Source organism: Vreelandella janggokensis, from assembly GCF_031451615.1.
Taxonomy (GTDB): Bacteria; Pseudomonadota; Gammaproteobacteria; order Pseudomonadales; family Halomonadaceae; genus Vreelandella; species Vreelandella janggokensis.
Map to the genome: position 1 here is coordinate 1,337,168 of NZ_JARWAJ010000001.1, position 14,808 is coordinate 1,351,975.

General features: G+C 54.7%; 17 protein-coding genes. 12 read left to right on the forward strand and 5 right to left on the reverse strand.

Annotated elements, in window-relative coordinates:
* The first annotated feature begins 9 nt into the window (after nucleotides 1–9).
* Nucleotides 10–648, forward strand: coding sequence for a peptide-methionine (S)-S-oxide reductase MsrA (gene msrA, locus QC816_RS06105; RefSeq protein WP_199285317.1), 639 nt, complete (start codon nucleotides 10–12; stop codon nucleotides 646–648).
* A gap of 49 nt (nucleotides 649–697) precedes the next feature.
* Here msrA and can read toward each other — a convergent pair whose 3' ends face one another.
* A complete protein-coding gene (can, locus tag QC816_RS06110; protein ID WP_085918558.1) occupies nucleotides 698–1,345 on the reverse strand; it encodes a carbonate dehydratase in 648 nt (215 codons plus the stop codon).
* A 151-nt stretch (nucleotides 1,346–1,496) separates the two neighbouring features.
* Between can and gorA the strand changes: the two genes are divergently transcribed.
* The 4 genes from gorA (at nucleotide 1,497) to QC816_RS06130 (ending at nucleotide 5,478) form a co-directional block, all read left to right on the forward strand.
* Entirely contained in the window at nucleotides 1,497–2,882 is a 1,386-nt protein-coding gene (gene gorA / locus QC816_RS06115) for a glutathione-disulfide reductase (RefSeq protein WP_309781382.1), read from the forward strand.
* A 207-nt stretch (nucleotides 2,883–3,089) separates the two neighbouring features.
* Nucleotides 3,090–3,668: a diaminobutyrate acetyltransferase gene (gene ectA / locus QC816_RS06120; RefSeq protein ID WP_085918560.1), complete on the forward strand. Its 579-nt coding sequence runs from the start codon at nucleotides 3,090–3,092 to the stop codon at nucleotides 3,666–3,668.
* 74 nt (nucleotides 3,669–3,742) lie between these two features.
* On the forward strand, nucleotides 3,743–5,011 hold the full coding sequence (gene ectB / locus QC816_RS06125; protein ID WP_309781383.1) for a diaminobutyrate--2-oxoglutarate transaminase: 1,269 nt from the start codon (nucleotides 3,743–3,745) through the stop codon (nucleotides 5,009–5,011).
* A 74-nt stretch (nucleotides 5,012–5,085) separates the two neighbouring features.
* On the forward strand, nucleotides 5,086–5,478 hold the full coding sequence (locus QC816_RS06130) for an ectoine synthase (protein WP_066320560.1): 393 nt from the start codon (nucleotides 5,086–5,088) through the stop codon (nucleotides 5,476–5,478).
* Nucleotides 5,479–5,592: 114 nt separating this feature from the next.
* On the opposite strand, the gene QC816_RS06135 is transcribed toward QC816_RS06130, so the two are convergent.
* Complete coding sequence (locus QC816_RS06135; RefSeq protein WP_309781384.1) at nucleotides 5,593–6,141, reverse strand: DUF3833 domain-containing protein; 549 nt, start codon at nucleotides 6,139–6,141, stop codon at nucleotides 5,593–5,595.
* A 213-nt stretch (nucleotides 6,142–6,354) separates the two neighbouring features.
* Here QC816_RS06135 and QC816_RS06140 point away from each other — a divergent pair, with 213 nt between their 5' ends.
* The 6 genes from QC816_RS06140 to yidD are packed head-to-tail and all read left to right on the forward strand — an operon-like array spanning nucleotide 6,355 to nucleotide 11,035.
* Entirely contained in the window at nucleotides 6,355–7,194 is an 840-nt protein-coding gene (locus QC816_RS06140) for an ATP-dependent zinc protease family protein (RefSeq protein WP_309781385.1), read from the forward strand.
* A gap of 36 nt (nucleotides 7,195–7,230) precedes the next feature.
* Nucleotides 7,231–8,754, forward strand: coding sequence for an inactive transglutaminase family protein (locus QC816_RS06145; protein ID WP_264823104.1), 1,524 nt, complete (start codon nucleotides 7,231–7,233; stop codon nucleotides 8,752–8,754).
* The gene (locus QC816_RS06150; protein ID WP_085918566.1) at nucleotides 8,751–9,749 is read left to right on the forward strand and encodes an alpha-L-glutamate ligase-like protein; all 999 of its coding nucleotides are present in this window, start codon (nucleotides 8,751–8,753) and stop codon (nucleotides 9,747–9,749) included. The genes QC816_RS06145 and QC816_RS06150 overlap by 4 nt, the downstream gene beginning before the upstream one ends.
* Nucleotides 9,750–9,798: 49 nt before the next feature.
* A complete protein-coding gene (locus QC816_RS06155) occupies nucleotides 9,799–10,248 on the forward strand; it encodes a transcriptional repressor (protein WP_199285311.1) in 450 nt (149 codons plus the stop codon).
* Between the two features lie 2 nt (nucleotides 10,249–10,250).
* Nucleotides 10,251–10,709, forward strand: coding sequence for a phosphoribosyl-AMP cyclohydrolase (gene hisI, locus QC816_RS06160; protein ID WP_085918568.1), 459 nt, complete (start codon nucleotides 10,251–10,253; stop codon nucleotides 10,707–10,709).
* Nucleotides 10,706–11,035 carry a membrane protein insertion efficiency factor YidD gene (gene yidD / locus QC816_RS06165; protein WP_085918569.1) on the forward strand — a complete coding sequence of 110 codons (330 nt, stop codon included), beginning with the start codon at nucleotides 10,706–10,708 and terminating at the stop codon, nucleotides 11,033–11,035. The genes hisI and yidD overlap by 4 nt, the downstream gene beginning before the upstream one ends.
* Here the strand turns inward: yidD and QC816_RS06170 are convergent.
* A complete protein-coding gene (locus QC816_RS06170) occupies nucleotides 11,032–11,451 on the reverse strand; it encodes a SufE family protein (protein ID WP_085918570.1) in 420 nt (139 codons plus the stop codon). The two genes, yidD and QC816_RS06170, sit on opposite strands and share 4 nt — an antisense overlap.
* Before the next feature lie 38 nt (nucleotides 11,452–11,489).
* Nucleotides 11,490–12,647, reverse strand: a complete 1,158-nt coding sequence (locus QC816_RS06175) for a tyrosine-type recombinase/integrase (protein ID WP_309781386.1) — start codon at nucleotides 12,645–12,647, stop codon at nucleotides 11,490–11,492.
* 235 nt (nucleotides 12,648–12,882) lie between these two features.
* Here QC816_RS06175 and QC816_RS06180 point away from each other — a divergent pair, with 235 nt between their 5' ends.
* Nucleotides 12,883–13,929 (forward strand): DNA-binding protein, encoded by a 1,047-nt coding sequence (locus QC816_RS06180; RefSeq protein ID WP_309781387.1) that lies wholly within the window; start codon nucleotides 12,883–12,885, stop codon nucleotides 13,927–13,929.
* 80 nt (nucleotides 13,930–14,009) lie between these two features.
* Here the strand turns inward: QC816_RS06180 and nfuA are convergent, their stop codons facing one another.
* On the reverse strand, nucleotides 14,010–14,633 hold the full coding sequence (gene nfuA, locus QC816_RS06185; protein ID WP_309781388.1) for a Fe-S biogenesis protein NfuA: 624 nt from the start codon (nucleotides 14,631–14,633) through the stop codon (nucleotides 14,010–14,012).
* Nucleotides 14,634–14,808 lie beyond the last annotated feature (175 nt).

The following is a 14,808-nucleotide window of genomic DNA, read 5'->3' on the forward strand; positions in this document are numbered from 1 at the left end:
GTAAGCAGCATGTCTATATTTGACACCCATAATGCCACTCGCCAGGCGGAGCTCGCTCTGCCGGGTCGCGAGACACCCATTGCGACCAGTGATCACCATGCCGTTAACGGCCACCCTCTGCACCCGCCTTTTCCTTCAGAGACTGAGGAACTGGTTGTGGGCATGGGCTGTTTCTGGGGCGTGGAGCGTCTTTTCTGGGATTTGCCGGGGGTCTATGTGACGGCGGCAGGTTATGCCGGGGGGCAAACACCCAACCCGACTTATGAAGAAACCTGCACGGGGCGTACCGGCCATACCGAGGCCGTACGAATTATTTACGACCCGAGCCAGGTCTCACTGGCAACATTGCTGAATGTTTTCTGGGAGCAGCACGACCCTACCCAAAAAAACCGCCAGGGTAATGATGTTGGCTCTCAGTATCGCTCAGCGATTTACACGACGACAACGGCGCAGCATCAGGCAGCCGAGGAAAGTGCCAAGGTATTCCAGGAGGCGCTTCACGCCGCTGGAAAAGGCGATATCACCACTGAAATCAAGCCATTGGACGTTTTTTATTATGCTGAGGCGTATCATCAGCAATATCTATACAAAAACCCCAATGGCTATTGTGGCATCAAGGGTACGGGTGTCAGCTGTCCTATCGGATAACCTGCTGGATGTTACTGTCGCCCGCGCAGAACCCGCGGGCGAGAGGCAGTCAATCATCGGTCTGAAGACGGTCAATGCGGTATAACGTTTCGACTTGTTCAAGGCCGTTGATGGTGCAATTGAGGTCTTTTACGTGTCCATCGCTCAAGCCATAGACCCAACCATGAACCGAAATCTGCTGCCCACGCTGCCAGGCACGTTGAAGGATCTTGGTGCGACACAGGCTATTGACTTGCGCTTTTACATTCAGCTCACACATGCGGTCAATTTGCTCGTCAAGCGGGAGATGTTCAAGCGAACGACGATGTTGATTGTATTGCTCGCGAACCGAGTGTAGCCAATAGTCGACGACGCCGCATTCGCCACCCATTACCGCTGCCTTGATTCCCCCGCAGCCGTAATGCCCAACCACCATGATATGGCTGACCTTGAGCACATCCACAGCAAATTGCACCACTGAAAGTGCATTCATATCGGTATGATGCAGCAGGTTGGCGACGTTGCGATGGACAAATACCTCGCCAGGGGGCAAAGCAATGATCTGATTGGCGGGCACCCGGCTGTCGGAACAGCCAATCCAGAGATAATCAGGATTTTGCTGCTCGGAGAGTCGTTTAAAGTAATCAGGGTCTTCGTCGCACATGCGCTTCGCCCAGGCGCGATTGTTCTCGAGTAACGTCTCAATAGGGTCAGACATTGGGTCTCCGATTACTTAATTTTTTCATCATTACGTCCGGCATGCTCATCGTTAATCATGGCAGCCATCACGTACATTAATCAGAGGAAGGTTTTAACCTTCTCTCGACAGCGGGTCAACATTCGCCGCGTTGACGATATAGGAGTTTGAAATGTCAGAGGTTGCAGGTTACGACTACGATTTATTGGTGATTGGCGCCGGGTCCGGCGGCGTGCGGGCTGCACGCATGTCCGCTGGCAAGGGGGCCAGCGTCGCCATTGTGGAGGATCTCTATCTAGGCGGCACCTGCGTCAACGTGGGGTGCGTGCCTAAAAAACTTTATGCCTATGCGTCCCATTTCCATAGCGCGTTCGATGATGCCAGTGGTTTCGGTTGGCAACTGCCTGGCGAGGCGCGTTTTGAATGGGCGACGCTAAGGGACAATAAAACCAGCGAGATCAAACGACTCAATGGCATCTATCAGCGTTTGCTTGAGACCGCAGGCGTCAACCTCTATAACGGCCGAGCCCGCCTGGACAGTGAGCACTCGGTCGTGATTACCGATCAGCAGGGCGACGAGCAGCATGTGACGGCCGAGCGTATCCTTCTGGCTACCGGCGGCTGGCCTTGGGTACCGACGTTCCCTGGCAATGAGCATGCCCTGACTTCCAACCAGATTTTTGATCTTGAACGTCTGCCGGAGCGGTTCCTGGTGCTAGGCGGTGGCTATATTGCCGTTGAGTTTGCCAGTATTTTTAATGGGCTAGGCAGCAATTCGCATCTGATCTACCGCGGCGATCTATTCCTGAAAGGCTTTGATAACGAGGTGCGTGAGTTCACGCGTCAGGAAATGGACCGCCAAGGTGTCCATCTCCATTTTGATACCAATATCGAGACAATCGAGAAAACTGACACTGGCTACCAGGTTGCGCTCAGCAATGGGGATACCCTTGAAGTGGATGCCGTTCTGGCTGCGACAGGGCGCCGTGCCAACGTGTCCGGACTGGGCCTGGAATCGGTAGGCCTCTCGCTAAACGAGCAGGGCAAGCTATCGGTCAATGAACGCTTTGAAACTGAGGTCCCGTCAATTCTTGCCCTTGGGGACCTGATTGATACGCCCGAGCTGACCCCGGTCGCCATTGCGGAAGCCATGCAATTAGCTGACCACCACTTCGGTGGCCCGGCGCCTGCTCCCCTGGACTACACCCGAGTGCCAACGGCCGTTTTCTGCCACCCCAACATTGGCACGGTCGGCCTTTCGGAAGAAGCCGCACGGGAGCAATTTGGCGCCATCCGCGTTTATCGCACTGACTTTCGAGCCATGAAGCATACGCTGTCAGGCAGCCAGGAACGCACCTTGATGAAGCTCGTGGTGGATGATGCGACCGATGTGGTTGTCGGTGCCCACATGGTCGGTGACGACGCGGGGGAAGTCATCCAGGGAATTGCCATTGCAGTGCGCGCAGGATTAACCAAAAGAGACTTTGATAATACGGTCGGGATTCATCCCACCGGCGCTGAAGAATTTGTCACGATGCGTACGCCTTCTCGGAGATAGTGGCACTTCAATATGCCCTGGGCAGCCACCGTCTTTGAGCTAAACTCATCATAGGCAGTAGAGGGGTAACGGCATCCAGTTCGCCAAGGACAGGCTTCTCGTATAATAAATAATTATCGAAAATAGGGAGTTGAATAACATGATTTTTGAATTGCTCATAAGCAGCTGTTATAATCACATCCAAAATCGCAACAGCGAAGCATAACCATGAGCACCCCAATACCGCCGTTTACCCCTTCAGCAGACTTGGCACGGCCGACCGTCGCCGATGCCGTTGTTGGCCATGCGGACACCCCGCTGTACATTCGCAAGCCTAATGCCGAAGACGGCTGGGGGGTATATGAATTGATAAAAGCGTGCCCCCCGCTGGATGTAAATTCCGCCTATGCCTATCTTCTGCTAGCCACCCAATTCCGTGACACCTGTGCCGTTGCGACCAATGAAGAAGGTGAAATCGTTGGTTTTGTGTCTGGCTATGTAAAGGACAATGCGCCGGATACGTATTTTTTATGGCAGGTGGCCGTGGGTGAAAAGGCCAGGGGAACCGGGCTGGCACGTCGCCTGGTCGAAGCCATCATGTCGCGCCCGGAATTGGCCGATGTCCACCACCTTGAAACGACGATCACGCCCGATAACCAAGCTTCATGGGGCTTGTTCAAACGGCTGGCAGGCCGCTGGCAGGCACCACTGAACAGCCGCGAGTACTTTTCAACCGAACAACTCGGGGGCGAGCACGATCCGGAAAACCTGGTGCGTATTGGTCCCTTCAATACCCACAACATCTGACCGGTTTTCCCGCTCGCGTTACCTTTGTTTCCTTTCGCTTGGCAAACTGATTCTTATTAAAAAGGAGGTCGCTAATGCAGACCCAGACACTCGAACGCATGGAATCCAATGTTCGTACCTATTCTCGCTCTTTCCCTGTGGTGTTCACCAAGGCGCAGAATGCCCGATTGACCGATGAAAACGGCCGAGAATACATCGATTTTCTCGCCGGTGCGGGCACATTGAACTATGGGCATAATAACCCTCATCTGAAGCAAGCCATGATCGACTATCTGGCAACAGATGGTGTCGTTCACGGCCTGGATATGTGGACCGATGCAAAACGCGATTATCTGGAAACGCTTGAAAATGTCATTCTCAAGCCTCGTGGACTGGATTATAAAGTTCACCTTCCTGGTCCTACCGGCACCAATGCGGTAGAAGCCGCCATCCGCTTGGCGCGTGTTGCGAAAGGGCGTCACAACATCGTCACCTTCACCAACGGTTTCCACGGCGTCACCATGGGGGCCCTGGCAACCACCGGTAACCGTAAATTCCGCGAAGCCACCGGTGGCATCCCGACCCAGGGAGCAAGCTTCCTGCCTTTTGATGGCTACATGGGCGAACATGCCGACACTCTCGATTATTTCGAGAAGCTATTGAAGGATAAATCGGGCGGTCTGGATGTGCCAGCCGCGGTGATTGTCGAAACGGTGCAAGGCGAGGGCGGTATCAACGTCGCCGGTCTCGAGTGGCTCAAACGCCTGGCAGAGATTTGTAAAGCCCACGACATTCTTTTGATCATTGACGATATCCAGGCAGGCTGTGGTCGTACCGGCAAGTTCTTCAGCTTCGAGCACGCGGGCATCAACCCTGATATGGTGACCAACTCCAAGTCGCTGTCAGGCTTCGGGATGCCGTTTGCCCATGTGCTCATCAAGCCTGAGCTGGATAAGTGGAAGCCGGGTCAGTACAACGGTACCTTCCGCGGTTTCAATCTGGCGATGGTCACGGCCACTGCCGCCTTCAAAAAATACTGGTCAAACGATACCTTCGAGCGTGACGTGCAGCGTAAAGCCCGTATTGTAGAAGAGCGTTTTAAATCGTTAGCCGCTGTGCTCACAGAAAACGGCATGCCAGCGACTGAGCGTGGCCGTGGCTTGATGCGTGGCATCGACGTTGTATCAGGTGATATCGCCGATAAAATCACCGGTATGGCGTTTGAACACGGTCTGATTATCGAGACCAGCGGTCAAGACGGTGAAGTGGTCAAGTGCCTGTGCCCGCTGACCATCAGCGATGAAGACCTGCTGGAAGGGCTGGATATCCTGGAAAAATGTGTCAAAGCCGTCGCTAGCGAGTAACAACGCTACTGATCTTCCGCTAAGATATAACGTACGCGGTACCGTCCGGGCCGCCTCTGAACTGGAGCACACGTATGATCGTTCGCAACATTGAAGAAGCTCGCCAAACAGATCGCTTAGTGACAGCCGAAAACGGAAACTGGGACAGCACGCGCCTGGTACTGGCTGGTGATGGTGGCAACTTCTCGTTCCACATTACGCGCATCTTCGAAGGCACCGAAACGCATATTCATTACAAGCATCACTATGAATCCGTCTACTGCATCGAAGGTGAGGGGGAGGTAGAAACCCTGGCAGATGGCAAAATCTGGCCGATCAAGCCCGGTGACATCTACATTCTTGACCAGCATGACGAACACCTGCTGCGTGCTCATAAAACGATGCATCTGGCCTGTGTGTTCACACCGCCAATCACAGGCAACGAAGTACACCGTGAAGATGGCTCGTACGCACCAGCCGATGATTGAGCCATGGGGCTCAAGCTTTTTTGGCACACCGTACTAAAACCTTAGTACTTAAACAGCCTGCTGATCAGCAGGCTGTTTTTGGGTGCGGCAGAGGCTGATGCATCAAAGCGACTATTATTTTGATCGCGGCGTTGCTTGCTCAAAAACCAGCGTGATCTCACCCAGGGTTAAACCAAACTTTTTCATCGCGGTACGATTGATCAATCGTCCATCCGGTTGCAAGTACATCCAGTCATCCATGGTGAAGTTTATCGTTCTATCGCCGATCGCCACATCAAGTGGGTAATTCATGTGGAACGCATGACCGTACTGGCGGGCTTCAACGGGCTCCTCGACGTCGTTGGCAGTACCCACCCAACGATGCTCATCGATACGCTCGAAGCGCCATACGCGCTTGTCTGTCTCGCCATCGGCAAACACGAAGTCTTCATCCAGAATGAGCGTGCCGTTTTCAACACGGCCATCGATGGTCACGGTAAACCGGCGCTGAACCTCGCCGCTGTAATCCTGTACCATGCCCCAGGCGCGTGTTGAGCCGGTAAAGTATTCCGCAATATCCAGTCGCGGTTCTGTATCGGCGTAATCTTCGACGTCGACACTCGAACAGCTGGCAAGGAAAACAACCAAGAGGGCGATAACGGTAGCGTGTACAGGTTTTCTCATCGCGTTTTTCCTATATAGACAACGTGGCATGTATAATTACTGTCAAGACTATCGCAGGAATTGTGGCTAAAGCCAATCTACCCTTTCGGTTCGCATAATATATATTATGTTAAATTGAATAGATTACCGGTAAATAACACCACGCGGTTGTTGGACAACCGGTCTCACTACTCCTTATCATTCATCTTCTTATTGATCACGGATGTCCATGTTATGCGTAAAGGTGTTGTTTGGTTGATAGTAGGTTCGGCTGTTTTGGTGTCTGGCTGTGCATTGCCGAAGCCTGCTCCCGAAGGCCCTCCGCCTCTTGATGAAGCAGCATTCAACATTCGCATGGATAGGTTACAGACCCAGTTGTCCCAGCAGTGCGGCGAGACCGCTTCCTTGCAGCAACGCCAGCTTGACCAGCAGGAAGTCTTCACCGCCGATGTGCGTGAAGTTGGCAGCCTGCTTCGTCGCCTACGTAACGACGTGCAGCAACTGGATGCGCACAACCAAGAATCCATCGTGGTTCGTGAAGAATGCAACGTTGAAAACGACCTGTTTGAAAATAAAACGCTGCTTGGCCGCAATGAATGGGTGGGATTGCCGAGTATTGGTACCTATCTCCAGGCCCAAGTGGATTCAGGCGCCAATACATCATCGCTATCTGCCCGTGACATCACGCCCTTTGAGCGTGACGGTGAAGACTGGGTGCGCTTCAAGTTGGCGCTTAATGAAGAAGATGTCGTGGTTGAAAGTATCCGCGATGAGTGGATTGAAGCGCCTATCGAGCGTCGCGTCCGTATTGTACAGGCCTCCGGAGAAGAATCGCGCCTGGTGATTTCCCTGCTGCTAACCCTGGGTCCGCTTAGCGAAAATGTGGAGTTCACCCTTAGTAACCGCAGTCACCTGGACTACCCTGTTCTGCTTGGTCGTCGTTTTTTACTCGATATTGCCCTTATTGATGTGGCTGAAACTTATCGCTTCGATCGACCTGAATTCCCAGGTGGTGAGCCCGCCGACGAAGCGGCTGAGGATGAAGCCGCCGACTCGGACGATAGTGAAGAATAACGACAGTCGCCACTGTCACTTTTGAAAGGAATCTTAATGTCACGGCTACCCTTTTATTTTATTGTCGGTTTATTGCTCGCAGCCGGCATTGCGATGAGTGTACATCGTCACCTGCAGTTTGAAATACCCTGGGTGCCAGGTGAGCAGCGCCAGGTATGGGAAATCGAGGCCGTCATTACCTTTGATGCTCAGGATGGGCCTGTAGAGGTTGATCTTGCACTGCCGACCCAGCAGGCCGGATACCGCATACTCACCGAGAACACAGCGTCTTCCGGTTATGGGCTGGCTTACCAGGCAGATGAAGCAGGTCGGCGTGCGGAGTGGACGATTCGCGAGGCTGATGGTGAACAGCAGCTGTATTATTCCGTTCAAATGCTGGTATCGCCCGAGGCGCAAGCGCCGGTGCAGGCTGCACCTGAGCTTCCTCCTGCCGTCGAATGGGAAAGTCCTTACGACTCAGCTGCTGAGCAGCTTATCGAGGAAGCCTGGGAGCGAAGTGCCAATAACGCCACCTTTGCCCGGGAGTTGATTCGCGATACAAACGGAGAACGCCAGGATGAAAATGCTCGCCTTCTGCTTGGCGAGATGGACCCTGCCCCACTGGTTGTTCGCCTGCTTAACCAGGCAGGTGTGAAAGCTCGAGGGGTTAGCGGCTTGCTACTTGACGATGGCCGTCGCCGACAAACGCTGAGCACCTGGATTCAGGTCTTCGATGAAAACGATGAAACATGGTCGCTTTTTCATCCCATTACCGGTGTCCAAGGCAAGCCTGACAACCTGCTGCTATGGGAAACGACCGGCGACGCTGTACTTGAGGTACAAGGCGGGACAAACTCTCGGGTCAGCTTCTCGATGATGACCCACTATCAGCCCGCATCCGCGGCGGTACGTAACCACAACTCCAACGATACGCTGCTGAATTTCTCGATTCACAGCCTCCCGCTGGAAGAACAGGCCCTATTCCAAACCATCTTGCTTATCCCGATTGGGGCGCTGGTCGTCGTCTTCCTGCGCGTACTGGTAGGCATCAAAACCTCGGGCACCTTCATGCCTGTACTGATTGCCCTCGCCTTCATCCAGACCAGTCTGGCAACCGGATTAATTGGTTTTCTGCTGGTCGTATCGGTAGGCCTGATAATCCGCAATTACTTGTCTTACTTGAATTTATTGTTGGTTGCCAGGGTCTCGGCGGTGATCATCACTGTCATTGCCATCATCTCGGTGTTCTCGGTGCTGGCGTACCGAATGGGCTTGAACGCCGGACTCACCATTACCTTTTTCCCGATGATCATTCTGGCCTGGACGATCGAGCGGATGTCGATTCTGTGGGAAGAAGAAGGTCCCAAGCAGGTCCTGATACAGGGCGGCGGGAGCTTGCTGACAGCCGTCATTGCGTTCCTGGCCATGAACAATCCGTGGGTGCGACACATCACCTTCAACTTCCTGGGGGTTCAGTTTATCTTGATGGCGCTGATTCTTTTGCTCGGTAATTACACCGGTTACCGCCTGCTGGAACTGAGGCGCTTCAAGCCCATTACCGAGGAAGACAAACCCTCATGAGCTTGCTGAGCAATTGGACATGGCCGACGCAACTGCGTGACAAAGGCATCATTGGCATGAACCGGCGTAACATCCGTTATATCGGGCGTTACAACAATCGGCGTCTTTACCCGCTGGTCGATGACAAGCTGAAAACCAAGCTACTGGCGCAGCGTTATGGAATTACCTCTCCGGCGTTAATCGGCACGGTGACGACGCAGTTTGGGGTCAAACATATCGGACGCATATTGGCAGGCCACCATGGCTTTGTGATCAAGCCGGCCAAAGGCAGCGGCGGCAAAGGGATTCTGGTGGTTGAAAAGATTGAGGGCGACGATTTTATCAAGCCCAGCGGTGCTCGCCTGTCGATCACCGACATCGAGCGCCATGTATCGAATATTCTGTCAGGACTCTATTCGCTTGGCGGCTCACCCGATGTCGCCGTTGTCGAGACACTGATCAACTTTGATGAAAGCCTGATGGCCTACACCTATGAAGGCGTGCCCGATATTCGTGTCATCGTCTTTAAAGGCTACCCCGTCATGGCCATGATGCGACTTTCCACGGCGGCGTCGGATGGCAAGGCCAACCTGCATCAGGGGGCTGTCGGGGTGGGGCTTAATATGGCAACGGGCGCTGCCCTTCGCGGCGTTCAGTTTGATCGTCCCTGCTTTGTCCACCCCGATACAGGGCATGATCTTGCTAGTCTCAAAGTTCCGCAGTGGGAAACCTTGCTTAACTTAGCGGCCGGTTGTTATGAAATGACCGGCTTGGGGTACCTGGGAACCGACATGGTGCTCGACCGCCAGCATGGCCCGATGCTATTAGAGCTCAATGCCCGCCCCGGTCTTGCCATCCAGATGACCAACGGTGAAGGGCTGCGCCGCCGCCTGGACCTTATTGAACGTCAGCCCGATGGTGTGCCGGCCGAGAAGCGTGTGGCGTTTGCACAGCATCATTTTGCCCGCGTGAGTGAGTTGATTGACCCACCTGACACGCCTCCTGCAAGCGCGTAAACTACTCTTCAGCGCGTGAACTGCGCTCACCATGGTCAACGAGACGTCTATGACACACGCCAATGTGCTATTACAACAGGCAGAATCCCAATGCCACACGCGGGGGGTGCGCTTTACCCCTATTCGGCGCCGTGTGCTTGAACTGATTGCGCGTCATGGCGGCGGCTTAAAGGCCTATGATCTACTTGATAAACTCTCCACAGAGCACGCGGCTGCTCGACCCCCGACGGTGTATCGTGCCCTCGAGTTTCTTATCGAGCAGGGACTGGTGCACCGTATCGAATCGCAAAACGCCTATGTTGCCTGCGCATGTCCGGAGCACGCCCATGGCTTTCAACTGCTTATCTGCCGACAGTGTGGCTACGTGGAAGAACTCCACCTGGATGAAATCAGCGATCAACTGGCTGCCCTCGCCCAGCGTCAAGGCTTCAATGTAGAGCGCCAAACCATTGAGCTACAGGGGCTATGCCAGCGCTGCCAACCCCATGAGGAATCGTGAACATGTCCTCCAAAAATTCATTACTCAAAGACCTTGAGTCGGCATCTCCCGCGGATACCCTTCTCTCAGTCACGGCGTTGCTCGATGCCGCCGCTTTTAATGCGGACGGATTGATGCCAGCCATCGCCCAACAGCACGATACCGGCGAAGTATTGATGATGGCCTGGATGAACCGCGCATCCCTGGAAGAAACACTGCAAACGCAGCGGGTATGCTATTACTCACGCTCGCGCGGCAAATTATGGCGAAAAGGTGAGTCTTCCGGCCAGCAGCAGCATCTCGTATCAGCGGCCCTCGACTGTGATGGAGACACGCTGCTGCTCCAGGTGGACCAAACAGGACCTGCCTGCCATACGGGTCGGCGAAGCTGCTTTTACCTGTCACTTTCAAGTGAAGGCGTGACGGTCAACAGCGAGCCACTTATTGACCCCGCCGAGCTCTACGCCAAGCCATCACCATGACGGCTTGGCGCGCACTGGTTAGTGCCGTTCGTTGGCTGGTCGGTCATTGCCTGGTTGTCATGGTGCGCACTTATCAATATACGTTAAGCCCCCTGCTCGGCCCGCGCTGTCGTTTTTGGCCAAGCTGTTCGTCTTATACCATTGAAGCCATTCAGGTACACGGGCCGTTCAAAGGCAGCTGGATGGCGATGAAGCGTATTCTGAAATGCCACCCGGGAAGCAACGGCGGGATGGACCCCGTACCCGGCGGGCGCAGCGAAGCCTTGTGCCGGGAAGACGAGGAACACGCTCACACCGATGGTCACCATCACTCCCGGCGTGATTAAGCGCTCTGCCGGGCAACCTGGTAAATGCGCTCCAACATGGCATGCAAGCCGTTACTACGCGTTGGCGACAGGTGCTTGTCCAGGCCCAGATCCGTCATGAAATGCGGCTCTGTGACGCTCACCTCGGCAGCGGTTCTTTCGCTGTAAATACGCAGCAGCACGGCAATCAAGCCCGAGACTATCGCCGCATCAGAGGTCGCCTTGAAGATCAGCTTGTCGTCTTGCTGTTCATGGTGCATCCACACGTTCGACTGACACCCCTGAATTTTATACTCGTCAGTTTTCCACTCGTCTGGGTAATGGGGGAGCTGCTTGCCCATATCAATGATGTATTGATAACGGTCCATCCAGTTATCAAACATGTCGAACTCTTCGATCAGTTCCTGCTGGGCTAACTCGGCACCGGACGTGCTCATGGTGATTCCTTTAGCGTTGGTGTCACGTATGCCGCCCATTATAACGTCTCAGCGTCGTCTTGGGTGAATCTCGGCTCAATCTGATGGCGCTGCTGTTGCTGGTGCCACTCGATAGCCTCATTGTGCAGATAGCGCGCCGTGGTATCCAGGCGCGAGTGGCGAGCACTGTCGGCCAGATGCCGCAGGCTGATGCCTGCCTGGGCTTGATGGGTAATGGACGTATGGCGCAACCAGTGGGGGGTTGCGCGACGCAACGCCGCGATATAAGCAGGGCTTCCTTCAGCCGCTTCCAGCGCGTTGGCCGCTTCGTTGAAAGTCTCACGTATCAGACGGTAGAGCTGGTTATGACCAATCCCCCGCTTCTTGTCCAAAGCGCGAAGTACCGGCGTATCGTCGTGATGGGGTGGCGTGGTAGCGAGTCCCAGGGTTTGTCGCCATTCAGCCAGGCATTCCAGCATGTCAGCGGGTAGCGGAATATGGGCGACCTTATTGCCCTTGCCAACGACGGACCACCACCAACGGCCCTCGCTTTGATGAAAATCGCCCATACGGGCATCGGCCATTTCACTCACGCGGGGAGCCAGCAGGTACGCAAAACCAAAGATAAAACGTCGCCTGGCCATTTCGTAACGGTCGCGTTCACCCTTCCCCGCTGGCTGGTTAAGCCACTGCCAGAGCCACCCCCATAGCTCGCGCTCCAGATAGCGCTCAATCCGCGGCGCCTGGTTGTTCAAGCGACGCGATTTATCGCGCATCAGGCGAAATGGGTTATGGCGCACCCAGCCTGCTTCTACCAGCCAACTGAATAACCCCTGCAGAATGATCAGGCTTTGCCGGCGACTGGCCGGGGAAAGACCACCTCGAAACGGGCGCCATTGCGGGTGATGACGGGGCTTGGTAGGCCCCGCCCACTGCGCGCTTGGCTGCGGATCGGCCAGGAAGTTCTCGAAGTGACGCAGCACGTCACGGTTTACCTGGCCAAGCGTCAAATTCTGGGCCTTGAGCCACAGCAGCAAGCGCTCGGCTTCCCGACGATAGCACTTCCAGGTTTGCGGGCTGTCCTGGTACTCGGCGAGCCACGCCGCCACCGCTTCCACATCCGTGTTGGCGGTAATGTGTGGCAAAACCGGCGAACCGCTGAGGTTTTCCAGCGGCGATATCGGGTTGGCGATAGCTGTATTATCTCGCGTTTCCATTGGCGACCCTGCTCCTCTCTCACCCTAATCGTCCCTCTTCCCTTCTTATTCGGCCCAGTTGCTAACGGGTGCGCCAAGTCTGCCTTTTATACCTTTTAAATTCAAGATAATAAGGGTAATCTTGAATTTTACCCATTTAAAATAAATAAATTACACTTTACATATTACGTAATATTGCCTTGTATGACCCGGGGCGGGATAATGACGGCCACTAACCCCAATAAGGAGCTCGCAAATGGCACGCAGCGGCGTTCAATATCAAGATGTACAGCAGGCCATCGATACGTTGCTCAGCCGAGGCGATACGCCCAGCGTGCAGCGCATTCGTGAAGTGCTCGGTACGGGTAGCTTCACCACCATCAGTGAACATTTCCGCCAGTGGCGTCTTGAGCGTGAGCACAACCGTGACGTCCCACCGCCCAAAGGGTTGCCTGAGGCAGTGGTCAGCGTTGCCAGTGAACTATGGAAGGAAGCCAGGGAGGCGGCGCACGATGCGTTATGCCATTACCGTGAAGAAGCCGACCGCCAGGTTGAGACTGCAAAGCTTGAAGCCAACGACGCCGACCAGCGGGCTGCCAATGCGAAGCAGCGTGAAAGCGCCCTGGCGGAACATCTGCGTCATACAGAAACGCGCGTCGAGGGGCTTAGTCGAGACCTGGCGGCCAGCCAAGCCAATGAAGCCCAGTGGCGGACTCAAGCAAGAGAGGCACGTGAAGAGGTGGCCAAGTGGCAGTCCGCCTATGAGCGAGCCCAGCAACAGTTGGGTGAGCATCAGGCGCAACATGCCGATCAGCTCAGCCAACAGCAAGCCGAATGGCAGGCGCGCCTGACTCAGGAAGAGCAGCGCCATGAAGCCGCCGAAGATCGCCTAATGAGCTTGCTGGACAGCGCCCGACAGGAACGGGCACAGGAAGAAAGCGCCTACCAGCAGCGGCTGAAACAGGCTGATAAACGCAACGAGAAACTGGCCCAAGAGGTTAAAACGCTGGAAAAATCAATCTATCAGTATCAGTTGGAGGCGCATGCCGAGCAGCAAGCTCAACAGCAGCTTCAGGCAGCGCTGAATGCGCTGGAGCAACGCTACCAAGAGGCGATCAAGAAACTCGACGATGCAGAATCGGCATTAGCCGAAGAAGCGCGGCAGCATGACGCTCGCGAAAAGGCCTGGCAGGAGCAGCTTTGGTCAAGAATGGACGCCATGCAGCGACAGTTAACCGACCTGCCGACATCACTGTCGCGTGATCAGGACGATGAGCGCGAAGATAAAGATAGCCTTGAGTAGACGGCTAGCATCAACGGGCACTCTTAAACGATAATGCCCAGCGGGTGCTGGGCATCATAATGCTGTTGGGACGCTATCGCTTACCGGTAGTAAGCGTTGGTGGTGTCCGAATGGTCGGTCACATCACGAATGCCGCCAAGCTCGGGAATACGTTCCATAAGCGTTTTTTCGACGCCGTCCTTGAGGGTCAGGTCAACGGCCGCACACCCCTGGCAACCACCGCCGAAGGCCAGCACCGCCATGTTCTGCTCGGTCAGTTCGACCAGCTTGACTTCTCCGCCGTGAGAGGCCAGACCTGGGTTGATCTCGCTGTACAGAACATAGTTGACGCGGTCTTCAAGTGGGCTGTCCGCGTTGACCTTGGGCATTTTGGCGTTTGGGGCCTTGATGGTCAGCTGACCGCCCATGCGGTCGGCGTTAAAGTCGACCACGGCTTCTTCAAGGAACGCCAAGCTGTTCTTGTCGAGAAACACATTGATTTTTTCGAGCTCAAGCTTTTCGTCAGTCGGCTCTTCTTCGCCCGGGCGACAATAGGCCAAACACGTTTCGGCGTAAGGTGTACCTGGCTGGGTGATGAAAATGCGCACGGCGATGCCTTCGACGTTTTGCTTTTCCAGCAATTCCGCCAGGTAATCCTGCGCACTGTTCGTGATATCAATACCTTGGGTATCGAAGTTGGTATCGGCTTCTGCTGTCGTGGTCATGAGGGTTGTTTTCCTCCCGTGGCAGTGGCGGCGCCACTTCACATGTCATTTTGTGTCTATGGTAAGCAAAACAGCGCGCCGACACAATCCCGACTGTTTTACTAGGCTATTTCCGGTGTATTGTTAATGGGGCCTATGGCATTCATAAACAATACATTGCTGCCCCGCCTGGCAC